This is a genomic window from Streptomyces sp. UW30 (genome assembly GCF_008042075.1).
In the GTDB taxonomy this organism is placed as follows: Bacteria; Actinomycetota; Actinomycetes; order Streptomycetales; family Streptomycetaceae; genus Streptomyces.
In genome coordinates this window covers 168,115-191,658 of the sequence record NZ_RDBN01000021.1, presented here as the reverse complement: position 1 = coordinate 191,658, position 23,544 = coordinate 168,115, and the positions used below count along the sequence as shown (strand labels likewise).

12 protein-coding genes, 1 tRNA gene and 4 pseudogenes are annotated in these 23,544 nt (G+C 71.1%); 5 read left to right on the top strand and 12 right to left on the bottom strand.

Going from position 1 to position 23,544, the window contains the following annotated elements:
- Nucleotides 1–103 precede the first annotated feature (103 nt).
- The 3 genes from EAO75_RS11135 to EAO75_RS11125 all read left to right on the top strand — a co-directional run bounded on the left by EAO75_RS11135 (nucleotide 104) and on the right by EAO75_RS11125 (nucleotide 5,016).
- Nucleotides 104–2,764, top strand: coding sequence for a LuxR C-terminal-related transcriptional regulator (locus EAO75_RS11135; protein ID WP_147994888.1), 2,661 nt, complete (start codon nucleotides 104–106; stop codon nucleotides 2,762–2,764).
- Nucleotides 2,765–2,824: 60 nt separating this feature from the next.
- Nucleotides 2,825–3,073, top strand: a complete 249-nt coding sequence (locus EAO75_RS11130) for a hypothetical protein (RefSeq protein ID WP_147994887.1) — start codon at nucleotides 2,825–2,827, stop codon at nucleotides 3,071–3,073.
- A gap of 107 nt (nucleotides 3,074–3,180) precedes the next feature.
- The gene (locus EAO75_RS11125; protein WP_147994886.1) at nucleotides 3,181–5,016 is read left to right on the top strand and encodes a glycoside hydrolase family 15 protein; all 1,836 of its coding nucleotides are present in this window, start codon (nucleotides 3,181–3,183) and stop codon (nucleotides 5,014–5,016) included.
- A gap of 106 nt (nucleotides 5,017–5,122) precedes the next feature.
- Here EAO75_RS11125 and EAO75_RS11120 read toward each other — a convergent pair.
- Nucleotides 5,123–5,196 (bottom strand) — tRNA-Thr (locus EAO75_RS11120).
- 106 nt (nucleotides 5,197–5,302) lie between these two features.
- A pseudogene (locus tag EAO75_RS11115) lies at nucleotides 5,303–6,076 on the bottom strand (alpha/beta hydrolase); the annotation flags it as partial.
- On the opposite strand from EAO75_RS11115, the pseudogene EAO75_RS47200 reads away from it, so the two are divergent.
- Nucleotides 6,071–6,241, top strand: a pseudogene (locus EAO75_RS47200) (DNA polymerase III subunit delta'); the annotation flags it as partial. The pseudogenes EAO75_RS11115 and EAO75_RS47200 overlap by 6 nt on opposite strands.
- Nucleotides 6,240–6,503: pseudogene (locus EAO75_RS11105) on the top strand (DNA polymerase III subunit delta'); the annotation flags it as partial. The pseudogenes EAO75_RS47200 and EAO75_RS11105, both read left to right, overlap by 2 nt.
- Here EAO75_RS11105 and EAO75_RS11100 read toward each other — a convergent pair.
- From EAO75_RS11100 to EAO75_RS11060, 10 genes and pseudogenes are all read right to left on the bottom strand, one after another.
- Nucleotides 6,495–7,274, bottom strand: a pseudogene (locus tag EAO75_RS11100) (alpha/beta fold hydrolase); the annotation flags it as partial. The pseudogenes EAO75_RS11105 and EAO75_RS11100 overlap by 9 nt on opposite strands.
- A gap of 165 nt (nucleotides 7,275–7,439) precedes the next feature.
- The gene (locus tag EAO75_RS11095) at nucleotides 7,440–8,645 is read right to left on the bottom strand and encodes a DNA polymerase III subunit delta' (RefSeq protein ID WP_147994885.1); all 1,206 of its coding nucleotides are present in this window, start codon (nucleotides 8,643–8,645) and stop codon (nucleotides 7,440–7,442) included.
- Nucleotides 8,646–8,877: 232 nt separating this feature from the next.
- Nucleotides 8,878–12,084: a dTMP kinase gene (tmk, locus tag EAO75_RS11090; RefSeq protein WP_147994884.1), complete on the bottom strand. Its 3,207-nt coding sequence runs from the start codon at nucleotides 12,082–12,084 to the stop codon at nucleotides 8,878–8,880.
- Between the two features lie 198 nt (nucleotides 12,085–12,282).
- On the bottom strand, nucleotides 12,283–15,120 hold the full coding sequence (gene topA, locus EAO75_RS11085) for a type I DNA topoisomerase (RefSeq protein WP_147994883.1): 2,838 nt from the start codon (nucleotides 15,118–15,120) through the stop codon (nucleotides 12,283–12,285).
- Between the two features lie 250 nt (nucleotides 15,121–15,370).
- Nucleotides 15,371–15,568 carry a hypothetical protein gene (locus EAO75_RS11080; protein WP_093746825.1) on the bottom strand — a complete coding sequence of 66 codons (198 nt, stop codon included), beginning with the start codon at nucleotides 15,566–15,568 and terminating at the stop codon, nucleotides 15,371–15,373.
- A 188-nt stretch (nucleotides 15,569–15,756) separates the two neighbouring features.
- Nucleotides 15,757–16,929, bottom strand: a complete 1,173-nt coding sequence (locus tag EAO75_RS47195; protein WP_261989239.1) for a septum formation family protein — start codon at nucleotides 16,927–16,929, stop codon at nucleotides 15,757–15,759.
- Between the two features lie 448 nt (nucleotides 16,930–17,377).
- Nucleotides 17,378–18,247, bottom strand: coding sequence for a serine/threonine-protein kinase (locus EAO75_RS47190; RefSeq protein ID WP_410092229.1), 870 nt, complete (start codon nucleotides 18,245–18,247; stop codon nucleotides 17,378–17,380).
- Between the two features lie 192 nt (nucleotides 18,248–18,439).
- Entirely contained in the window at nucleotides 18,440–19,978 is a 1,539-nt protein-coding gene (locus EAO75_RS11070; RefSeq protein ID WP_147994882.1) for a methyltransferase, read from the bottom strand.
- 85 nt (nucleotides 19,979–20,063) lie between these two features.
- Nucleotides 20,064–20,678, bottom strand: a complete 615-nt coding sequence (locus EAO75_RS11065; protein WP_147994881.1) for a small secreted protein — start codon at nucleotides 20,676–20,678, stop codon at nucleotides 20,064–20,066.
- Between the two features lie 196 nt (nucleotides 20,679–20,874).
- Nucleotides 20,875–23,280 (bottom strand): sodium-translocating pyrophosphatase, encoded by a 2,406-nt coding sequence (locus tag EAO75_RS11060; protein ID WP_147994880.1) that lies wholly within the window; start codon nucleotides 23,278–23,280, stop codon nucleotides 20,875–20,877.
- Nucleotides 23,281–23,544: the final 264 nt, after the last annotated feature.

The window sequence follows — 23,544 nt, the reverse complement described above, 5'->3', positions numbered from 1 at the left end:
ATTCCGGTGATTCGCGCGCGCTGACGGGGCGTGCGCCGGCCTGATCGCGAGAGGATTGTGCCGTCGGCGGCAGGGCATACGGCGCAGGCACCGAGGAAGGCCTATGACGGTGGGTCCAGCAGCTCCCCGGCTGATCGACCGGGGTGAACTTCTCGCTGCCCTGGATCGAGCGGCGGCGAGGAAGGTGACGATCATTTCGGCTCCCGCCGGCAGCGGGAAGACCTCGCTGCTGCGCGCCTGGGCGCACCAGCCGGGCCGACCGCACCAGCTCGCCGTGGTATCGGTGCAACGCGACCAGCATGACGCCCAGCAGTTCTGGCTTGCCCTGCTCGACGCGGTCCGTCACGCTTCGGCCACGGCCGGCCGTGCGGAACCGCAAGCAGCGACACCGGACTTCAATGCACCGGCGATGGTTGACCGGGTCCTGTCGGAGCTCGCCGATGCTCGTGGCGGCATGACACTGGTGATCGATGATCTGCACGAGCTGAACTCGCCGGAGGCCCTCCACCAGCTGACCCGGCTGCTGATGAACCTTCCCCCGAACGTGCACGCGATGCTGGCCACCCGTCGCGATGTGCGGTTGCGGCTGCATCAGCTGCGCCTGGCAGGCCAGCTGGCCGAGATCCGCGCGGCGGACCTGCGCTTCTCCGAGCACGAGACCCGCGAGCTGCTTGATGCCTCGGGTATCGCGCTGTCCGCGGCCGGGGCAGCGCTGCTGCACCAGCGGACCGAGGGGTGGGCCGCGGGCCTGCGGCTCGCGGCGATCTCCCTGGCCGGTCACCCCGACCCGGAGCGTTTCGTCGCGGAGTTCTCCGGCAGCGACCGCACGGTCGCCGAGTACCTGATCGCGGAAATGCTGGACCGCCGGCCGGCCGGCGTCCAGGATCTGCTCCTGCGCACCTCCCTGCTCGATCGCGTCAACGGCGAGCTGGCGGACGTGCTGACCGGCCGCCCCGGCTCGGAACGGATCCTGCTGGAACTCGAGGATGCGAACGCGTTTGTCGAATCACTCGACCCTGAGCGCACCTGGTTTCGCTACCACCGCCTGTTCGGGGATCTGCTCCGGCTGGAGCTGCGCCGGACGCTGCCTGCGGAAGTGCCGGCACTGCACCGGCGTGCCGCCGAATGGTTCATCCAGCAGGGCCAGGTGGTCGACGCCATCCGGCACACGCAGGCGGCCGGCGACTGGCCCGATGCGGCCCGGCTGCTCGCCGACCATTCGTTCAGCCTGACACTCGACGGGCAGGCGCAGACCATGCAGGCGCTGGTACGGGCCTTCCCGCCGGGCGCGGACCACTCCGAGCTGGCCCTGGTACGCGCAATGGGTGACCTTGCCCAGGGGCGCCTGGACGAGGCGGCCGCCCACCTGGCGGTCGCCGAGACATACGCCGGGACGACGCCGCCGGGTCGCCGGCGCCGCCTCCAGGTGGCGATCGCGTCGCTGAAGCTGTCGCTGGCCAGACGGCGCGGTCACCTGGCCGGCGTCATCGAGCAGGCCCGATTCCTGGCCTCCCCGGTAACCGGGCCGTCCGACGAAGACATCGCGCTGGGCAGCGACCTGCGAGCGGTGGCGCTGATGAATCTGGGGACGGTCGAGGCGTGGTCCCTGGGGCTGCCGGACGCTGAACGCCACCTCCGGGAGGGCGCCGTCCTGGCCCGGGAGATCGGCCGGCCGTACCTGGAAGTCGGCTGCCTCGCGCAGCTCGCTTTCGCGTACATCTTCCATGGTGCCGCCATGCCGAAGATCCAGGCGTTCGCCACCACCCAGCGGCGCTGCCGCGAGGCGATCGCGCTGGCCGAACGGTACGGCTGGGGAACGGAACCGGTGATCGCACCCGCGCTGATGACGCTCGCCGGCACGATGGTGTGGCTGGGTGAGTTCGACCAGGGCGAGCAATGGCTGCGGCGCACCGAACGGGCCCTGCAGACAGACACCGGGCCGGACATCAGGCTGCTGCTGCACCAGGCGGCCGCGATACTGCACGCCGGTCGCGGACGCCGCCACGAGGCGCTCGAGGAGTTCGGCGCGGCCGAACACCTGGCATCGCAGCTCGAGGGCTCGCAGGCGCTGGCGAGCCAGATGACCGGCTGGCTGCTCGCCACGCAAGCCCGCCTCGGGAGGCCCGGCGAAGCCCGCGCCCGCCTCGCGGCGCTCGATGACGAGCAGGCCGGCTCCGGTGAGATCCGTAATGCCCGCGCGGCGATCTGCCTCGCGGAAGGCGATCCGTCCGGAGCCCTGGGCGCGCTGCACGATGTTCTCGATGGCACGGCACCGGTCCTCGGTTACACCACGGTCATTGAGGCGCACCTGCTCGCCGGGCTCGCCCATCGGGAGCTCGGTGACCAGCGCGCGGCGAACCAGGCGGCCGAACGCGCACTGGCTCTGGCGGATTCCGACCGGCTGGTCCTGCCGTTCGCGATGACGGGCGCCCGGGAGCTGCTCGAGGCGCTGCCCCAGCATGAGACAGCGCACGCCGCGCTGCTCGGCGACATCCTCGATGTCCTGCACGGCTCATCCCCGGCGGCCCAAGAGCAGTCCTCATTACCGCCGGCGGAGCAGCTCAGCCCGGGCGAACTCAGGGTGCTGCGATATCTCCCGACGAACCTGTCCCGGCCCGAAATCGCAGGCGAACTATCGGTCTCGGTGAACACGGTCAACACGCACGTCCGCAGCATCTACGCCAAGCTCCAGGTCCGAGACCGGTCCTCGGCCGTGCAGCGCGCAAGGGAGCTGCGACTGCTGGCCGCCGGCCGCACGCGCTAGCCCGACGGTCACCGGATCCTGGTGATGCGGTTTCACCTGCCGGCCCGTGACCATGACGTCATGGACCCGGAACCCGCCCTGTACATGATCCGGATCAAGGGGCACCTCGGCGCCACCGTGCTGTCCGCGTTCCCGGCGATGACGCCGCGGCAGCACGGCGCGCATACCGTGCTCACCGGGCTCCTGGACCAGTCCGCGCTGTACGGCGTACTGGCCGATATCGAGGCGCTCGGCCTCGACCTGCTCGAGATCCGAAAGCTCACCCCGCACCACGAATCAGCAGGACCAGGGGAGCGCCGCTCACCGTGACGAGTCCCGTCCGCACGGCTCCGCCAGGCCCCCGCCTCGACCAGCGATCTAGCATGAAAAGCAAGGCTTGATCTCCAGGCCCGCGCCGCAGCGGCAGGGAGGCCGACATGGCGCTCAACACGACTGGCTTCGAACAGACAGACAGCAGCCGCTACACACCGATCTCCGAACATGGCCTGATCGGCGATCTTCGAACGACCGCTCTGGTCGGCACGAACGGCACCATCGACTGGTACTGCTGCCCGCGCTTCGATGCGCCCAGCGTCTTCGGGTCCATCCTCGACGCCGACCGCGGCGGCTCGTTCGAGCTGGCCGCCGACGTCCCGACCCGCACCCGGCAGTTCTACTTCCCCGACACGAACGTCCTGATCACTCGGTTCTTCTCCGCAGACGGCGTGGCGGAGATCCAGGACTTCATGCCCGTGGTCGACGAGTCGCGCGAGGCAGCCCGGCACCGGCTGATCCGGCGGGTGGTCTGCGTCCGCGGAACCCTCCCGTTCAGGGCGCGGATCGCCCCCCGCTTCGGCTACGGCGCCGAAGCGCACACCACGCACCTCGAAGGCCACACGGCGGTGTTCCGCTCCCCATCACTGACGCTCGCGCTGACCGCCACCGCACCCCTGGAAAGCGACGGCCTGGACGTGTGGTCGCACTTCAAGCTCCTCGAGGGCGAGTCCAACGTGTTCGCTCTCGACCAGGTCAGCGGCGACGTCCCGACCCGGTCGTGCCCGCGCGCCGAGGCGCAGGAGCAGGCCGAGGCGACCGTCCGGTTCTGGCGCCACTGGCTGGCCGGCTCGCGTTACCACGGGCGGTGGCGGGAGATGGTGAACCGCTCCGCGCTGGTGCTGAAACTGCTCACCTACGCGCCGACCGGTGCGATCGTCGCCGCACCGACCACCAGCCTGCCCGAGCAGATCGGCGGCGAGCGCAACTGGGACTACCGGTACGTCTGGGTCCGCGACGCCGCCTTCTGCGTCTACGCGATGCTGCGCCTGGGGTTCACCTCGGAGGCCGAGGCGTTCATGGGGTTCCTCTGCGAGCGAGGCATCATGCGCAGCACCGGTGCGACCGGCCCGTTGCAGATCATGTACGGCATCGACGGGCGCAGCGAGCTTCCCGAGTACGCGCTGCCGCACCTGGAGGGCTACCTCGGCTCCGCACCGGTCCGGGTCGGCAACGCCGCCACCGGCCAGCTCCAGCTGGACATCTACGGAGCCGTGATCGACTCGATCTACCTGTACGACAAGTGGGGACAGCCGATCAGCAGCGACCGCTGGGACGAGGTCGGCGCGATGGCGGACTGGCTCTGCGAGCACTGGGACCAGCCCGACGAGGGGATCTGGGAGACCCGCGCGGGCCGGAGGAACTTCGTGTACTCGCGGCTGATGTGCTGGGTGGCACTGGAGCGGGCGATGCGCATGGCGAACCGCCGCGGCCTCCCGGCCGACCTGCCCCGCTGGCGGCAGTCCCGGGACGCGATCTACCGGCAGATCATGCAGCGCGGCTGGTCGGCCCAGCGGGGCGCGTTCGTCCAGGCCCTGGACGGCGGTGAGCTGGACGCCTCTCTGCTGATGATGCCGATGGCCAAGTTCATCTCGCCCACCGACACCAAGTGGCTCTCCACCCTGGACGCGCTCACCGCGGACCTGGTCTCCGACTCGCTGGTCTACCGCTACGACCCGACCGGCAGCCCCGACGGACTGCCCGGCCCCGAGGGCACCTTCTCGATCTGCTCCTTCTGGTACGTGGAGGCACTGGCCCGCGCAGGCCGGCTGGAGGAGGCCCGGCTCGCCTTCGAGAAAATGCTCACCTACGGCAACCACCTGGGGCTGTTCGCCGAGGAGATCGGTCCGACCGGCGAACAACTCGGCAACTTCCCCCAGGCCTTCACCCACCTCTCGCTGATCAGCGCAGCCTTCAACCTCGACCGCGCACTCGGCTGACGCGCCATCACCGACACGTACGGACCATGCCCCTTTAGTCCGAATTCCAAGGTTAATAAAAAGAAGAAACCCCAGGTCAGAGGTCTGACCTGGGGTTTCAATAGGGAGCCGCCTTCGGGATTCGAACCCGAGACCTACGCATTACGAGTGCGTTGCTCTGGCCATCTGAGCTAAGGCGGCGCGCCGTCCGCACTATGGTGCGATCGGCAACGTCGGTAAGTCTACACAGTTTCCCAGGGGCTCCGTACCAGCCCCCCACCAGCCCCTTCGACGGCCGCGATCAAGGCTATGAGCAGCGCTTTCCCCCGGTTGGCGGCGTCCCTCGGAGGAGGTACGCGTTGATCGTGTCGTCGATGCAGGAACTGCCGCGGCCGTACGCCGTGTGGCCGTCGCCGTCGTAGGTGAGGAGGCGGGACGAGGAGAGCTGGGTGGTGAGGGCGCGGGCCCAGCGGTAGGGGGTCGCGGGGTCGCGCGTGGTGCCGACCACGACGATCGGGGCCGCGCCCTTCGCCTCGATGCGGTGCGGTTCACCGGTGGGGGCCACCGGCCAGTACGCGCAGTTCAGGGTGGCCCAGGCGAGGCCCTCGCCGAAGACCGGGGACGCCTTCTCGAAGGCGGGGAGGGCCCCCCGGACCTCGTCCGGGGTGGAGAAGGCGGGCGGGAGGTCCACGCAGTTCACGGCCGCGTTGGCGAACATCAGGTTCGTGTAGCGGCCGTCGCCGTCGCGCTCGTAGTAACTGTCGGACAGGGCGAGCAGGCCCGCTCCGTCGTTCTCCCGCATCGCCGAGGTCAGCGCGTCGCGCAGGGTCGCCCAGGCCCCCTCGTCGTACATCGCCGCGATCACCCCGGTCGTGGCGAGGGATTCGCCCAGGTCACGGCGGTCCGGGTCGCCGGTCGGGACGGGCTGGGCGTCGAGCTTCTCGAAGAAGGCCTTGAGGCCCCGACCGACCTCGCTCGCCTTGGTGCCCAGCGGGCAGTCCCGTTGCCGCACGCAGTCCCTCGCGAAGGCCTGGAACGCCGTCTCGAACCCCGCCGTCTGGTCGAGGTTCATCCGGCGGGCGTGATGAAGGAGCTGGAGGACAAGCAGAAGCGGCGCCGTACGCGGACGCAGCGCGACAGCCTCGACCTCGCCCTGACCGACATCACCGCCTTCTACCGCGACGTCCTCGCCCTCCAGCTCGGCTCCCGCATCGCCCTCGCCAACACCGACGCCGAGGACGCCGTTGCAGTGCGTCAGCCCCGACCGGGCGCTCGGCGGCGCCCCCGGTTGCGGGTTCTGCGACGGATGCCATACGGCCCTGGTGGGCACGCATGCCGACGTCACCACCGTCGCGGCCGTCGGCACCCAGATCCTCGCCGACGACATGCGGGACACCGTCCGCAAGTCGTTCACCTCGCCGGCGAACGGCCGCTGGCAGGTCATCCTCGTCGAGGACGCCGAGCGACTGAACGAGAAGTCGGCCAACGCCGTCCTGAAGGCCGAGGAAGGTGCCGTACGACGCCCCCACATATGTCAGCTTCTCGTCGCCCAGCACCGACCGCAGGATGTCCATGTCCCGTGCCGCCTCGGCGGTGGACACATGGCGCAGGAGACCCGGCGCGTCTGCCCCGCAGCCTTCCGCGAACTTCTTGTACGCCTCGACGAGTTCGCCGGTCTCCTTGGCGTCGTCGGGGGTGAAGTCCGTCTGCGTGTACGCGTCCATCTCCCGTCCGTCGAGGCATTCGACGGGCTCGCTGCGGGCGACTCCGCGCGGGTCGACCGCGACCATGTCGTAGCGGGCGCGCACGTCGGTCGGGTAGCCGATCCCGGCGTACTGCTGGAGGTAGCCGATCGCCGAGCCGCCGGGTCCGCCCGGGTTCACCAGCAGCGACCCCAGACGGGCGCCCGGTCCCGTGGCCTTCTTGCGGGCCACGGCGAGCTTGGCGACCCCGGCGTCCGGCTTCGTGTAGTCGAGCGGCGCCCGCATCGTGGCGCACTGGAAGCCGGGCATCCCGCAACTGCGCCAGGTCAGCTTCTGTGTGTAGTACGGCGTGAGCGCGGCCGGCGTCGCCCGCGGCAGCGCCGCCAACCCGGCCTCGGCCGCCCCGCTCTCCGAGTGCGTCGACCCGCCGGAGGTGCAGGCCGAGGCGAGCAGCGCGACTGCGGCGAGGAGGGCGCCGAGCGCGCCCGCGTGACGGCGGGGTCGGCGGCTGTTGCGCGGGCCCCGCCCGCTCGGGCTCGGGTCTGGGCTGACCGTGGAGCTGTGCCTGAGGTGCATCTGGCGAGCGTAACTCTGCGCAGCCGATTGGATGCCCTGCGTGCGCGTCACGGCTCGTACGGGTTACATGGTCAACCTCCCGTTGATCATGCAGCGGGTCGTTCGGGCTGTCCGGCCGGTGGGCCGCGTCGCCTCAGCCCACCCCTCTCACCACTCGCCGCCGACTCAGCCCGCTCTGAGCGCCATGGTCATCGCCTCCACCGCCAGCAGCGGCGCCACATTGCTCTCCAGGGCGTCACGGCAGGCGGCGATCGCCTCGATGCGGCGGAGTGTGGACTCCGGGGAGCTGTCGCGGGCGAGGCGCTGGAGAGCGTCCTCGGCGTCGGTGTTGGCGAGGGCGATGCGGGAGCCGAGCTGGAGGGCGAGGACGTCGCGGTAGAAGGCGGTGATGTCGGTCAGGGCGAGGTCGAGGCTGTCGCGCTGCGTCCGCGTACGGCGCCGCTTCTGCTTGTCCTCCAGCTCCTTCATCACGCCCGCCGTGCCGCGCGGCATCCTGCCGCCCTGGGTCGCGCCCAGGGCCGCCTTGAGTTCCTCGGTCTCCTTGACGTCGATCTCCTCGGCGAGCTGCTTGGCGTCCTCGGCGGCGGCGTCCACGAGTTCCTGGGCGGCCTTGAGGCAGGCGCCGACCTCGCCGACGCGCAGGGGCAGCTTCAGTACGGCGGCCCGGCGCTCGCGCGCTGCCGGGTCAGTGGCCAGGCGGCGGGCCCGGTCCACGTGGCCCTGAGTGGCACGGGCCGCCGCGACGGCGACTTGGGGCTCGATGCCCTCACGGCGCACCAGCATGTCCGCGATGGCGTCGACCGAGGGCGTGCTCAGGTTCAGGTGGCGGCAGCGGGAGCGGATGGTGGGCAGGACGTCCTCGAGGGAGGGGGCGCAGAGCAGCCAGACCGTGCGGGGGGCGGGCTCCTCCACGGCCTTCAGGACGGCGTTGGCCGACTTCTCGTTCAGTCGCTCGGCGTCCTCGACGAGGATGACCTGCCAGCGGCCGTTCGCCGGCGAGGTGAACGACTTGCGGACGGTGTCCCGCATGTCGTCGGCGAGGATCTGGGTGCCGACGGCCGCGACGGTGGTGACGTCGGCATGCGTGCCCACCAGGGCCGTATGGCATCCGTCGCAGAACCCGCAACCGGGGGCGCCGCCGAGCGCCCGGTCGGGGCTGACGCACTGCAACGCGGCGGCGAAGGCCCGCGCCGCCTGATTCCGGCCCGCTCCGGGCGGCCCCGTGAACAACCAGGCGTGCGTCATCCTGGACGCCTCGGGCGGCGGCGCTGCGGCGGCAATCGCGGTGACCAGGGCATCGGCGTCCCGAGCGGCGGCGTCCAGCTGCTCGCTGACCCGCTCCTGCCCCACCAGGTCGTCCCATACGGTCATGGGTCACGCCCGCCTTTCGTCACAGCTCGCGTTGTGAGATCCATTGTGCGGGGCGGCACTGACAATGGGCGCCGGCCGGGGCCGGGGGCATCCGTCCGGGCCGTCGTCCGTCGGGCGTCGTGCGGCTGCGGGCCGGTGGGGCTGGTCGCGCAGTTCCCCGCGCCCCTTGGGTGGGTCCGATCACGCCGACGTAGGCCCAACGGCACCCGGTCGACCGTAGCCCCCGCCGGCCTCAGCGCCGGCGGCCGCGCCCCCGGCCGCCGTCCTCGTCGTAGTCGTCCCCGCGCGGACCCAGCAGCTCGTCCGCCAGCGTCGGCAGATCGTCCAGCGGGGTCTCCTCGGCCCAGTCGGACCTGGCCCTGCGACGCGGCGCGCCCGCCTCGTCGACCTGGGGCATCTCACGCGTCCGGTCCTCTTCCCGGAAGTAGCCGGGCGGAACCCGGTCCCCGGGCTCGTCCGCCGGCACCGGAGGCAGCACGGCCGTCTCGTCCGCGGCCCCCGGAGGAACCGGCGGCAGCACAGCCGTCTCATCGGCCGCACCCGGCACAACCGGCGGCAGTACGGCCGTCTCGTCCGCCGCCCCGGCAGGCGCCGGAGGCTGCGGCAGCTTCGCCGTCACCTCGGACTCGGACTGCCCGTGGGCGCGGTTTCCGGAAGGCCGCTCACCGCCCGCCTCCGGTCGCTCCTCATCACGCACCGGCCGCAGCACGGTCGTCTCGTCCGACGTCCCGCCCGGCGCGTTCCCCGGCGTCACCTTGGGCGTGGCAACCGTCGCCGCGTCCCCGAAGCCGGCCCCGGCCGCGGGCCCCGTCGGCTTCGGACCAGCCTCCGCCGCGGCCGCCGCCTGCTCGGCCAGTCGACGGGCCTCCTCGGCCCGCAGCAGGGCATCCTCCGCCTTGCGCTGCTTCTCCAGACGCCGCTCCTCGGCCTCGGCACGAATACGCGCCTCCTCCTCGGCCTGCTTGCGGCGCCGCTCCTCCTCGGCCTTGCGGCGCGCTTCCTCCTCGGCGCGCACCTTCTCCTCAGCGAGGAGCCGCTGCCGCTCCTCCTCGGCACGCCGAGCCGCTTCCTCGGCCCGCTGCCGGGCCTCCTCCGCCTGCCGTTCGGCCTCGCGCCGCTGCGCCTCCTCCAGCTCGCGCCGCTTGCGCTCCTCCTCCTCGGCGCGCAGCCGGGCGAGCTGCTCCTGGCGCTCACGCTCCAGGCGCTCCTCCTCGGCCTTGCGGGCGGCCTCTTCCTCGGCCTTGCGGCGGGCCTCCTCCTCGGCCTTGCGGCGCGCTTCCGCCTGCGCCTGGATCTCCGCCTCGGACAGCGGAAGCGTCTGGTCGAGCCGGTGCCGGATGACGGTCGTGACCGCCTCGGGCTCCTGGCCGGCGTCCACCACCAGGTACCGCCCGGGGTCGGACGCGGCCAGTGTCAGGAATCCGGAGCGCACGCGCGCGTGGAACTCGGCCGGCTCCGACTCCAGCCGGTCCGGCGCCTCGGTGAACCGCTCGCGGGCGATCTCCGGCGAGACGTCGAGCAGGACCGTCAGATGCGGCGCGAGGCCGTTCGTGGCCCAGCGGTTGATGCGGGCGATCTCCGTCGGCGACAGGTCGCGGCCCGCGCCCTGGTAGGCCACCGAGGAGTCGACGTAGCGGTCCGAGATCACGACCGCGCCGCGCTCCAGGGCGGGCCGGACGACCGTGTCGACGTGTTCCGCGCGGTCCGCCGCGTACAGCAGCGCCTCCGCGCGGTGCGACAGGCCGGCGCTCGACACGTCCAGCAGGATCGACCGCAGCCGCTTGCCGACCGGCGTCGCGCCCGGCTCGCGGGTGACGACGACCTCGTGGCCCTTGCCCCGGATCCACTCGGCGAGCGCCTCGGCCTGGGTGGACTTCCCTGCGCCGTCGCCGCCCTCCAGGGCGATGAAGAAGCCGGTCGTCGCGGGCACCTGCTCCGGGTCGTCCCCGCCGCGCACCGCGTCCCGCAGGTCCTGCCGCAGCGGCACGCCGGAGCGGTCGTCGACCTTGGCCAGTACCAGCACGGCCACCGGCAGCAGCAGCGCGCCGACCAGCATCAGCGTGAACGCCGCCCCGCCGTGCGCGAAGACGAACTTGCCGCTCTCCAGCCGGTGCGGCCCGATCAGCGCGGCCACCAGCGGCGCGATCACCGCGCCGAGCCCGACACAGACCCGTACGACCGCGTGCAGATGCTCCGTCGTGCGCGAGCGCCGGAACTCCTCGGCCTCCTGGTCGAGCAGGGTGTGCCCGGTGTTGGCGGACACACCGGCGCCGACCCCGGCCAGCGCGACGATCAGCAGGACGGTGGTGACGTCCGGGACGAGTCCGGCGGCCAGCAGGGCGACGCCGGTGAAGGCGATCGCGAGCGCGAGCAGGCGGCGCCGGGACAGGGCGGGCAGCAGGGAGGGGGCCGTGCGGATGCCGACGACCACTCCGCCGGTCAGGGCGAGCACCAGCAGGCCGTAGAGCACCGGGCCGCCGCCCAGGTCCTTGGCGTGCAGCACGGCCACGGCGACCGCGGCGGCCACCGCCGCGGCGACGGCGGCGCACGCCGTCACCAGCAGCGCGATCGCGCCGGTACGGCCCTTGTCGACGCCCGAGCCGGTCTTCGGCCGGCGCAGCCCCTCGAGCGGCGACCGCGCGCGCGGGGTGCGCGTGTCGGGCAGCTCCAGGAACGTCAGCACGGACAGGGACGCGGCGAACAGACCGGCCGCGACATACGACGCTAGGGCCGCCTGGTGCTGCTCGAACCAGTCGAGCCCGGCACCGAGCAGGTTGTTGAGCAGGGCGGCCGCGACGAGTGCGGCGGCAGCCAGCGGAACCGCCACGAAGCTCGTGCGCAGCGACAGGCGGCGCAGGGCGTCCATGTGGTCCGGCAGCGGTCGTACGGTCGCGCCCTCCGGCGGCGGGGGCGGCAGCAGGGCGGGCGCCGCGCTCTCGCGGGACACCGTCCAGAAACGCTCGGCCACGCCGGTCACGAAGACCGTCACCAGGAGGAGCGCCAGCGCGTTGTCCGGCGTCCAGTCGATCCACAGGGGCGCGACGATCAGCAGGGCGGCCCGCAGTCCGTCCGCGCCGACCATGGTCCAGCGCCGGTCGAGCGGGCCCTCCTGGGAGGTCAGCGAGGTCAGCGGGCCGAGGAGTACGGCGCCGAAGAGCAGCGTGGCCAGGATGCGCACGCCGAAGACGGTCGCCACTGCGAATGCCACGCCTCGGTAGCCGCCACCGAACGACCCCTCGACGATCGCCGCCTGAAGGGCCAGCAGCACCAGCACCAGGAGGGCGAGGATGTCGCCGACACCACCCACCAACTGCGCACTCCACAGCCGCTTGAGCTGCGGTCGGCGTAGCAGGGCGCGGACGGCACGCTCGCGGGAGTCCACGACCAGGGCGTCGTCGGGGGCCGGCTGGGGGGCCGTTGGCTGCTCGGCACGGGTCATGCTTTCAGCCTATCGGGACCCACCGACAGCCCGGTGCTCCCGCCCGAACGTACGACCGCCCCGACACCAAACTGATGCCGAGGCGTTCGTTTTGCGAACCGTGAGTGAAGGACCGGACCGTCAACCGGTCCCGTTCGAGGCGCGGTTGGTCCTCGCCGGGACCCGGTCCGCCCTGCGGGCGAAGGTCCCTGCGGTGGTTCAGTCCTCCGAGGACGACTTGGAAGCCGTCGCCTTCTTGGCGGTCGCCGTCTTCGCCGTCGTCTTCTTCGCGGCCGTCGTCGTCTTCTTCGCCGCGGTCTTCTTGGCGGCCGTCTTCTTGGCCGGGGCGGCCTTCTTGGCGGTCGTCTTCTTCGCGGCGGTCTTCTTGGTCGTCTTCTTGGCGGGCGCCTTCGCGCGCTTCTCGGCGAGCAGCTCGAAGCCGCGCTCCGGGGTGATCTCCTCGACGCTGTCGCCGGAGCGCAGGGTCGCGTTGGTCTCGCCGTCCGTCACGTACGGCCCGAAGCGACCGTCCTTGACCACGACCGGCTTGCCGCTGACCGGGTCCGCACCCAGCTCCTTCAGCGGCGGCTTGGCGGCGGCCCGGCCACGCTGCTTGGGCTGGGAGTAGATCTCCAGCGCCTCTTCGAGCGTGATCGTGAAGAGCTGGTCCTCGGTCTGGAGCGAGCGCGAGTCCGTGCCCTTCTTCAGGTACGGGCCGTAGCGGCCGTTCTGCGCGGTGATCTCCACGCCCTCCGCGTCGGCGCCGACGACACGCGGCAGGGACATCAGCTTGAGGGCGTCCGCGAGCGTCACCGTGTCGAGCGACATCGACTTGAACAGCGAGGCCGTACGCGGCTTGACGGCGTTCTTGCCGGTCTTCGGGGTGCCCTCGGGGAGCACCTCGGTGACGTACGGGCCGTAGCGGCCGTCGCGGGCGATGATCTGGTGGCCGGTCTGCGGGTCGGCACCGAGCTCGAAGTCACCGCTCGGCTTGGCCAGCAGCTCCTCGGCCAGCTCGACCGACAGCTCGTCCGGAGCCAGGTCCTCGGGGACGTCCGCCCGCTGGTGGTTCTCGGAGTCCTTCTCGCCACGCTCGATGTACGGGCCGTAGCGCCCGACGCGCAGCACGATGTCGTTGCCCACCGGGAACGACGACACCTCGCGGGCGTCGATCGCGCCCAGGTCGGTCACCAGCTCCTTGAGGCCGCCGAGGTGGTCCCCGTCGCCGTTGCCGGCGTCGGCCGCGCCGCCGTTGTGCGTGCCCTCGCCGAAGTAGAACCGCTTCAGCCACGGCACGGACTGCGCCTCGCCGCGGGCGATGCGGTCGAGGTCGTCCTCCATCCTCGCGGTGAAGTCGTAGTCGACGAGCCGGCCGAAGTGCTTCTCCAGGAGGTTGACCACGGCGAAGGACAGGAAGGACGGGACGAGTGCCGTGCCCTTCTTGAACACATAGCCGCGGTCGAGGATCGTGCCGATGATCGACGCGTACGTCGACGGGCGGCCGATCTCGCGCTCTTCGAGCTCCTTGACCAGGGAGGCCTCGGTGTAGCGGGCCGGGGGCTTGGTGGCGTGCCCGTCGACCGTGATCTCCTCGGCGCTGAGCGCGTCACCCTCGCTGACCTGGGGCAGGCGGCGCTCGCGGTCGTCCAGCTCGGCGTTCGGGTCGTCGGCGCCCTCGACATAGGCCTTCAGGAAGCCGTGGAAGGTGATCGTCTTGCCGGACGCAGTGAACTCGACGTCCCGCCCGTCGGCCGCCGTGCCGCCGATCTTGACGGTGACCGAGTTACCGGTCGCGTCCTTCATCTGGGAGGCGACGGTGCGCTTCCAGATCAGCTCGTAGAGCTTGAACTGGTCGCCGGTCAGTCCGGTCTCGGCGGGCGTGCGGAAGCGGTCGCCGGAGGGGCGGATCGCCTCGTGCGCCTCCTGCGCGTTCTTGACCTTGCCGGCGTACGTCCGGGGCTGCGGCGGCAGGTAGTCGGCGCCGTACAGGTGGGTGACCTGGGCACGGGCCGCGGCGACGGCGGTGTCGCTCAGCGTCGTGGAGTCCGTACGCATATAGGTGATGAAGCCGTTCTCGTACAGCTTCTGGGCGACCTGCATGGTCGCCTTGGCTCCGAAGCCGAGCTTCCTCGAAGCCTCCTGCTGGAGCGTCGTCGTACGGAACGGGGCGTACGGCGAGCGGCGGTACGGCTTCGACTCGACCGAGCGGACCGCGAACTGCGTCTGCTCCAGGGCGGCGGCCAGGCCGCGGGCGTTGGCCTCGTCGAGGTGAAGGGTGTTCGCGCTCTTGATTTGTCCGAGGGAGTCGAAGTCGCGGCCCTGCGCGACCCGCCTGCCGTCGACGGTCTGCAGGCGCGCGACCAGCGACGACGGGTCCGACGAATCCCCCGCGCGGCCGGTCGCGAAGGTGCCCGTCAGGTCCCAGTACTCAGCAGAACGAAACGCGATGCGCTCGCGTTCCCGCTCCACGACGAGTCGCGTGGCGACCGACTGGACACGGCCCGCCGACAGTCGCGGCATGACCTTCTTCCACAGGACCGGCGAGACCTCGTAGCCGTAGAGGCGGTCGAGGATGCGGCGGGTCTCCTGGGCGTCGACCAGCTTCTGGTTCAGCTCGCGCGGGTTGGCGACGGCAGCCTGGATCGCGGCCTTGGTGATCTCGTGGAAGACCATCCGCTTGACCGGGACCTTGGGCTTGAGCACCTCTTGGAGGTGCCAGGCGATGGCCTCGCCCTCGCGGTCCTCATCGGTGGCGAGGAAGAGCTCGTCGGAGTCCTTCAGCAGGTCCTTGAGCTTCTTGACCTGGGCCCGCTTGTCGGCGTTGACCACATAGATCGGCTCAAAGTCGTGTTCGACGTCCACACCGAGGCGGCGGACCTCACCGGTGTACTTCTCCGGCACCTCCGCGGCGCCGTTCGGGAGGTCGCGGATGTGCCCGACGCTCGCCTCGACTACGTATCCGGGGCCGAGGTAGCCCTTGATCGTCTTCGCCTTGGCAGGCGACTCGACGATGACGAGTCGGCGGCCGCCCTGTGCGGTCTCGCTGGTCGGGGACAACTTCGCTCTTCTCTCCGGTCGACGCTGGGGCCTCCCCGGGGGTCGCTCGGCTCCCGGGGTCGGGTGGTGGTGACGCTGCGGAGTGTGACGGTACATCCCGCCCCGTTGTCAAACGGGAAAAGCCCGCAACGGCCACTCGAACGGTAACCCGACTTCCGCCATTCCTGCCGCCCGGAGTGCCGACAGGTCTTTTCGAGCCTTTCCGGAAGAGGCCCTGCCAATTACTGGCCGCCCAGCTCGCGGGCCGTTCTCAGAGGCGGGTGAAGCACCAGGTTCCGAGGATGAGCGCGATCACCGAGACGACGCCGGCGAGGGTCGCCGATGCGACGGGGTTCACACCGTGGGCGACGGGCTGACGCTGCCGTACCCGCACCGCCGTCCACACCAGCAGCCCGCCCCCGAACAGGGCGAACACGATCCCAGCGAAGAGCGCCGGTCCCCTTTCCATGGCTCCGTATGCCCCTTTTCTCCCGTACGCGAGTGCCCCAGCCCGGGGAGGCTGACACGCGCGGACGGCGCACAGGCGAACCTCAGGTGAACGAGGGACCGACGCGGCTGTGGACTCTCCGAATCGCTCCGGGCCCGGCCGCCACGACAGCCCCACAGCATCCTCCGCCCTCATCGGCCCCGTCCGCCTCAGACCGCGCCGGGCGCCGGTATCTTTCCTGTCGTCTTCGCGTTGTCGACCCGGCCGACCGTGCACACGACCTTGTCGAAGCCCAGTTCCCAGTCCTCGTCGTCCGCGATCCAGCCGTAGACGGCCCGCTCCGCGCCCGGCGCCCAGATCGACTCGAATTTGTTCCGGCACAGCTTGGTGGCGTTGTCCGAACCCTTCTTGTGACTCATTTCGCCGGGTGCCTGAACAGTGCCTATGACCTGGTCGGTGTGCGGTTCGGCGCAGCCGATCAAGGGGGCGTTGTAGCCGTCGTCCTCTTCCTCGTAGATCCAGCAGTCGCCGACGCTCATCTGACCGACCCAGAGGTTCTCGCCGTCGTCGCGGAAGCGGCCCACCTCGCCGCCTATCGCTGCGTGCCGGCCGAGCACGAGGCACGCCGTACCGCTGTTGGCCGCGGCGAACCCCTCCTGCGTCGGTACGACGGCGTATTCGGCCGCGTCCGGCAGCGCGGCGGCGATCGCCCCGCTCTGCTTCTCGCAGCGCCGCGCACCCTGCGCGCGGGCGTCGGCGAAGTCTGTGGCGGTGTCGACAGCCACGACCTGGCCGTCGGGCCAGTCGTCGTCGCAGTCCACGACCCCGAGGTTCGGCATCGACTTGAAGGGCGTCCCCGCCCACACCGCCTGCACGCAGTCCCCCGTCTCCAGCGGCTCGGTGAGCCCCACGGCATCGCCGTACGGATACACGGGCCCGGTCGGCGACTGCGACCCCCGTGACGCACTGGCCGAGGGCGAACTCTTCGTCGCGGAGTTCTTCTTGTCCCCTGCGTCGTCGCCGGTCAGCGACACGACGGCCCATGTCCCACCGGCGACGACGAGGACGAGCCCCACGACCAGGGCGATGAGCGCGGTGCGCTTCCTGGCGGCGGAATCCGAGGTCGGTCCCTGGCCTCCCCCACCGGGCAGGGGACCGCCGAGCCCGCCGGTGGCCCAGGAACCTCCCGGGCCTCCAGGGCTGCCAGAGGTGCCGCTCAGGTACGACGGCGTGGTGGGGCTGCCCGCGTACGGCGACGAGGTGGGGCTGCCGGCGTAGGGCGACTGGGCGGCGGCCCCTCCCGCGTGCGGAGGCTGACCGCCGCTCCCGGCGTAGGGCGACTGCCCGACGCCGTCCGCGGAGGTGGCACCTGGGCCCTGCACGTAGGGACCTTGCGCGTAGGGGCCTTGCGCATAGGGGTTCCCAGGGTCGAAGGGCGGCCGCGGGGCGGGCCGGCGCCACGGGTCGTACGGTGCCGGGCCGGGCGTGTGTCCGGGCGTGGCCGGACCACCGGCGCCCGGACCACCCCCGGCCGGGGTGTGCGGGGTGTTCGGGGTCGGCGCCGCACCGGGCGTCTGCGGCGTACCCGGCATCGGTCCGAAGCCGCCGGGCGGCGGCCCGAACCCCGCCTGCCCCGCACCGAGCGCCGGCTCCGCGCCCCACCCGGGCGGCGCCCCGGAACCCGCATCCGGCGCCGGCGTCACGCCAGGCGCCCCCGGAGTCGGGCGACCCCTACGCGCGCGTGCTGCTCACCGACTACGGCATCGCCCTCCAGCCCGAGTCCCGCGAGCCCCGGCTCACGGCCACGGCGGGCATCCTCGGCACGCCGGGCTACCTCGCCCCGGAGCGTGCGCGTGGCGAGCCGCCKKCTCCGGCCGCCGACCTGCGCACCGGGTCCTTCACCAGCAACCCCTGAAGCACCGACGCCAGTTCACCGGCACGGACCGGTGGGGTCGGGTCCTCGCCGAGGAGGGCCGTCAGGGTGGCGTAGTCGCCGTGGCGGTCGAAGGGGCCGCGGCCCTCCACGGCGGCGTAGAGCGTGGCGCCGAGGGAGAACAGGTCGGCGGCCGGAGTGGGCGGCTCGCCACGCGCACGCTCCGGGGCGAGGTAGCCCGGCGTGCCGAGGATGCCCGCCGTGGCCGTGAGCCGGGGCTCGCGGGACTCGGGCTGGAGGGCGATGCCGTAGTCGGTGAGCAGCACGCGCGCGTAGGGGTCGCCCGAAGCGTCCGGCGCCAGAAGGATGTTGGCCGGTTTCACATCCCTGTGCAGGATGCCGATCCGGTGCCCGGCGGTCAGCGCGTCGAGCACGGCGAGCCCGATGCGGGCCACCTGAACGGGCGTCAGCGGCCCCGAACTCCGTACGACCGCCTGGAGATCCACCGCGTCCGGCACGTGCTCCATGACGATCCACGGCAGCTCCTCGTGCACCACCACGTCATGCACCGTCGCCACATGCGGATGTCCTCGCAGCCGCGCCGCGTGCCGGGCCTCACTACGGGCCCGCGCGACGCGGTGCCCCGTCTCACTCGCGTCCATCGGCACGTCCGCAAGCGCGATCTCCTTCATCGCGACTTCGCAGGCCAACTCCTCGTCGTAGGCGAGCCAGACGCGGCCCATCCCGCCCGCGCCGAGCGTCCGCACCAGCCGGTACCGCCCGTTGATGAGCCTGCCTTCGCCGTGATCCGGCGTCTCCCCCGCCATCACGCCTCCCCCCGAGACCCGAGGCAGCGCGTCTCCCCCGAGGGCGCGTCGAGTCCGTCTCTCGAAGGTAGCTTCGCATCCACCACCGACAGGAGACCTTTTCGGGATCAATCCTGGCAGACCGGACACTTGGGCATCAGGGGTGCCAATCCATCTCAGGCGTGACGCGGCAGGGGCGAACCCCGGGCGGGGTCACCGCGCCGGTTCGAGGAACCCCTGCTCCACCAGCAGCCGGATCTGCGCGGGCGTCCGGTCGCGCAGCAACACCGGGTCCTCGCCCATCAGTTGGGCGATCGCGTCCAGGATGCGGCCCGCGCTCAGCGTGCCGTCGCACACGCCGGCGAAGCCCGCGCCGACCGTGTCCACCTGGGTGGCCCGGCGCATGCCGCGGTGCTGGCGCAGCACCACGTGCTCCGGGTCCTCGGCGCCGGGCAGCCCGACCTGCTCCTGCACGACTTCGGCGACGAGCCTGAAGTGGTCCTCCAGCAGGGCCGCGTCGTCGCGGGCGCGCAGGTAGTCGAGCCGGTCGAAGTGCGCCCGGACCGTGTCGCCGAGCGGCTGCTCGACCGGGTGCGGCCACTCCTCCACCGTGATCGAGGGCACGGCGGCCGACGCCTTGCGCAGGGTGATCCACCCGAAGCCCACGCCCTTGACCTTGCGCGCCTCGAACTCGTCCAGCCAGGCGTCGTACCGCGCCTGGTACTCGGCCACGTCACCCCGGTGGTCACCGGCATCCCTGAGCCACAGCTCGGCGTACTGCGTGACGTCCTGCACCTCGCGCTGCACGATCCACGCGTCGCACCCGCGCGGCACCCATGACCTGAGCCTGTCCTGCCAGTCCTCCCCCTCCACGTGCTGCCAGTTGGCGAGGAACTGCGCGAACCCGCCCTCGTTCAGCCGCTCTCCCGCTCCCTGAACGATCGACCGGCACAGATCGTCCCCGCCCATCCCGCCGTCGCGGTACGTCAGCCGCGCGCCCGGCGAGATCACGAAGGGCGGGTTGGACACGATCAGGTCGTAGGTCTCGCCGTTCTTGAGCGGCTCGAACAGGGAGCCCTCCCGCAGGTCCGCGGCCGGCGCGCCGGACAGGGCCAGCGTGAGCGCGCAGATGTGCAGCGCGCGCGGGTTGAGGTCGGTCGCCGTCACGCGCGTGGCGTGCTGCGCGGCGTGCAGCGCCTGGATGCCGGATCCGGTGCCGAGGTCGAGGGCGGAGGCGACGGGCGTGCGGACGGTGATGCCGGCGAGGGTCGTGGAGGCGCCGCCGACGCCGAGGACGACAGCCTCGTCCGCCTGACGGCCGTCGCTGCCACTGCCGCCCGCACCGCCGACCGCGCAGCCCAGGTCGGACACGATGAACCAGTCCTCGCCCCCGGGCCCGCCGTACGGCCGTACGTCCACGGTCGCGCAGACGTCGTCGGATTCGCCGCCGACCCGGACCAGCCAACCGCTCTCCAGGCACGCGTCGACAGGCAACACGTCCGCCACGCGCGCGTGCGGAACGGGCTGCTGCAACAGGAACAGCCGTACGAGCGCTTCGAGCGGCGCGTCTGCGCGGGTCGCCCGGAGCGCGGGCACGGTCTCGCTCCTGGCGAGCGCCGCGTACGCGGGCGCGCCGAGCAGTTCAAGCAGTCCGTCGGCGGTGAAGGAGGCCCTGAGCAGGGCCTCCCGCAGCCGTACGGCGACATCGGGGCGGTCGGAGGTGGGCAGGGAGGGCAGCGTGGAGTCACTCACGCCCTCATTGTGACCCGCGCCCGCCCCCCGAGTCGGCACGGCCACCGGAGGCCGGTTCGGCCCAGCCAGGGGTGGCCACTTCGGCTCAGCTGTCGGTGGCCCCGGCCGCCCCGGACGCCGCGGCGGCCTGCTTGCAGCCCTCCTGCGAGGTCAGCGCCTTCTTGGTGTCGCCGGACTCCAGCTTCTTCAACGCCGTCACGGCGCTCTTGCGCTGGGTCTCCACCTGCTTCATCTCGGCCGACACGTCCTTCAGGCCGGACGCGAACTTCGCCTGGTTCTTCGTGTCCAGCCCGTCGACCCGCTTCTTCAGGTCCGCGTAGGCCGCGGAGAGGGCGGTGAGCTTCGTGACGACGTCCTTCTGGGCCTTCGCGCCGCCCTCGACCCCCGGAGGCGCCCCGGCGGAGCTGATGAGCGTCGCGCGCTCCTTGTAGCCGTCGGCGAGGTCCTGGAAGGCCTTGGAGTCGGCCGCCTGGAGATCCTTGGGCGTGCTGGTCGTGTCCTTGGCCGCCTTGGTGATCGCGACGTAGGCCGCCGAGATCTTCGCGTTCTGCGCCGGCACCGAGTCACAGACCTTCTTGGCCCAGGCGTCGAGCTCCTTGTTGCCCTCTTCGCTCGTGCATCCCGTCAGCGCCAGTACCAGTACCGCACCGCCGGACATTACGGCCGCGAGCTTCTTGTTCACCGGTTTGGTCCCTTCCATGGCTATCGGCCACGGGACCCTACACGTCGGATCGGGGACGACACCGTGCCCCATACGCCATCCGTAGGCTTTTCATACCTTTTGCACCATGGGAGAGAAGGGTCACGGCAAGGGCGTGAACCAGCACGAGGCGGGCGGGCGGCACGTCAATGCGCGCCGCCCGCCCGCCTCTTGAGCAGGACCGTCGTAAGACCGCCTACGAGACCACCGCGGGGTCGGCCGGCTTGGCCAACCTCTCGGCGTTGTCTTCGTCACCCACGGCGATCCCGCGCCGCTTGGAGACGTAGACCGCGCCGGCGATCACGAGGGCCGAGACGACGGAGATCAGAACCCGCACTCCGACGTTCTTGTCCTCGCCGAAGCTGAACTGGATGACCGCGGGCGCGATGAGCAGCGCGACCAGGTTCATCACCTTCAGCAGCGGGTTGATCGCGGGACCGGCGGTGTCCTTGAAGGGGTCGCCGACCGTGTCGCCGATCACCGTCGCGGCGTGGGCCTCACTGCCCTTGCCGCCGTGGTGGCCGTCCTCGACGAGCTTCTTGGCGTTGTCCCAGGCGCCGCCGGAATTGGCGAGGAACACCGCCATCAAGGTGCCGGTACCGATCGCACCCGCGAGAAACGCGCCGAGGGCGCCGACGCCGAGCGTGAACCCGATGAAGATGGGCGCCATCACGGCGAGCAGACCGGGCGTGGTGAGCTCGCGCAGGGCGTCCCGGGTGCAGATGTCGACGACCTTGCCGTACTCCGGCTTCTCCGTGTAGTCCATGATCCCGGGACGCTCACGGAACTGCCGCCGCACCTCGTACACCACGGCTCCCGCCGACCGGGACACCGCGTTGATGGCGAGACCCGAGAAGAGGAAGACGACCGCCGCGCCCGCGATGAGACCGACGAGGTTGTTGGGCTGCGAGATGTCCATCATCAGGTTCATCGGCGCGCCTTCGCCGCTGAGTTTCTCGCCCACGTCCCGTGCGCCTGTGGTGATGGCGTCGCGGTACGACCCGAAGAGCGCCGCCGCCGCCAGGACGGCGGTGGCGATGGCGATGCCCTTGGTGATGGCCTTGGTCGTGTTGCCGACCGCGTCCAGGTTGGTGAGCACCTGGGCGCCGGCGCCCTCGACGTCGCCGGACATCTCGGCGATGCCCTGCGCGTTGTCGGAGACCGGACCGAAGGTGTCCATGGCGACGATCACGCCGACCGTGGTGAGCAGGCCGGTGCCGGCCAGCGCCACCGCGAACAGCGCCAGCATGATCGACGTGCCGCCGAGCAGGAAGGCCCCGTAGACACCGAGGCCGATCAGCAGGGCGGTGTAGACGGCCGATTCGAGACCGATCGAGATACCGGCCAGGACGACGGTGGCGGGCCCCGTGAGCGAGGTCTTGCCGATGTCCTGGACCGGGCGGCGGTTGGTCTCGGTGAAGTAGCCGGTCAACTGCTGGATGACGGCGGCCAGCACAATGCCGATCGCCACGGCGACGAGCGCGAAGATCCGCGGGTCGCCGTCCTTGGCCGCGATGGCCGCGTCGCCGATGCCGTCGAGGTCGGCGTACGACGACGGCAGGTACGCGAACACGGCGATCGCGACCAGCACGATCGAGATCACCGCGGAGATGAAGAAGCCACGGTTGATCGCGGTCATGCCGCTGCGGTCGGAGCGGCGCGGAGCCACGGCGAAGATGCCGATCATCGCGGTGATCACGCCGATCGCGGGCACGATCAGCGGGAAGGCGAGCCCGGCGTCACCGAAGGCCGCCGAGCCGAGGATCAGGGCGGCGACCAGGGTCACCGCGTACGACTCGAACAGGTCGGCCGCCATGCCCGCGCAGTCGCCGACGTTGTCGCCCACGTTGTCGGCGATGGTCGCGGCATTGCGCGGATCGTCCTCCGGAATGCCCTGCTCGACCTTGCCGACCAGGTCGGCGCCGACGTCGGCGGCCTTGGTGAAGATGCCGCCGCCGACACGCATGAACATCGCGATCAGTGCGGCACCCAGTCCGAATCCTTCGAGCACCTTCGGCGCGTCGGCCGCGTACACCAGCACCACACAGGAGGCGCCGAGCAGACCGAGCCCCACTGTGAACATGCCGACGACGCCGCCCGTGCGGAAAGCGATCTTCATGGCTTTGTGCGAGACGGCGGTGAGATCCTTTTCCGGTTCGCCCGCCGCCGGGGTCGCTTCCCGTGCCGCCGCGGCGACCCGCACATTGCTGCGCACGGCGAGCCACATGCCGATATAGCCGGTGGCCGCCGAGAACGCGGCGCCGATCAAGAAGAACACCGATCGGCCGATGCGCTGATTCCAGTCGTCCGCGGGCAGCAGCATGAGCAGGAAGAACACGACTACGGCGAATACGCCGAGCGTGCGCAACTGCCGGGCCAGATAGGCGTTCGCGCCTTCCTGGATGGCCGTCGCGATCTTCTTCATGCTGTCGGTGCCCTCGCCCGCCGCGAGCACCTGGCGCACCAGGACGCCGGCGACCACGAGCGCTGCCAGTGCGACGACACCGATGATCGTGATGATGATCCGGTTGTCGTCTGTCAGCACTGCAGCTGCGAGGGTAGTGGGATGGTCCAGCTGATGAGGGGTAGAAAGCCCCGCCATTCGTCCTCCTTGACGCTTGGGCTGAGCTCAAGATGTGGACGGATTCTAGGTACCGGAACCTGATCAAAACAGATGGCGGTAAGCGGAATCGGCCTTCACATGCCGTTCAGCAAATGATCGACATCAAGCCACTTAACCCGAAAGCGCTAATGCCCTAAAACCATTGACGTCCACTTTGATGCTTGATCAAATTATGAAGAGCTTGATCAATTATCGGAGGATCGATCGTGAATTCCTTCACGAATTCCCCGGCGTCGGAGGAAA

Excerpts from the sequence above, each read along its gene's own strand:
- EAO75_RS11135 (WP_147994888.1), top strand. The coding sequence starts at position 104 with ATGACGGTGGGTCCAGCAGCTCCCCGGCTGATCGACCGGGGTGAACTT.
- EAO75_RS11130 (WP_147994887.1), top strand. The coding sequence starts at position 2,825 with ATGGACCCGGAACCCGCCCTGTACATGATCCGGATCAAGGGGCACCTC.
- EAO75_RS11125 (WP_147994886.1), top strand. The coding sequence starts at position 3,181 with ATGGCGCTCAACACGACTGGCTTCGAACAGACAGACAGCAGCCGCTAC.
- EAO75_RS11095 (WP_147994885.1), bottom strand. The coding sequence starts at position 8,645 with ATGACCGTATGGGACGACCTGGTGGGGCAGGAGCGGGTCAGCGAGCAG.
- tmk (WP_147994884.1), bottom strand. The coding sequence starts at position 12,084 with ATGACCCGTGCCGAGCAGCCAACGGCCCCCCAGCCGGCCCCCGACGAC.
- EAO75_RS11080 (WP_093746825.1), bottom strand. The coding sequence starts at position 15,568 with ATGGAAAGGGGACCGGCGCTCTTCGCTGGGATCGTGTTCGCCCTGTTC.
- EAO75_RS11065 (WP_147994881.1), bottom strand. The coding sequence starts at position 20,678 with ATGGAAGGGACCAAACCGGTGAACAAGAAGCTCGCGGCCGTAATGTCC.
- EAO75_RS11060 (WP_147994880.1), bottom strand. The coding sequence starts at position 23,280 with ATGGCGGGGCTTTCTACCCCTCATCAGCTGGACCATCCCACTACCCTC.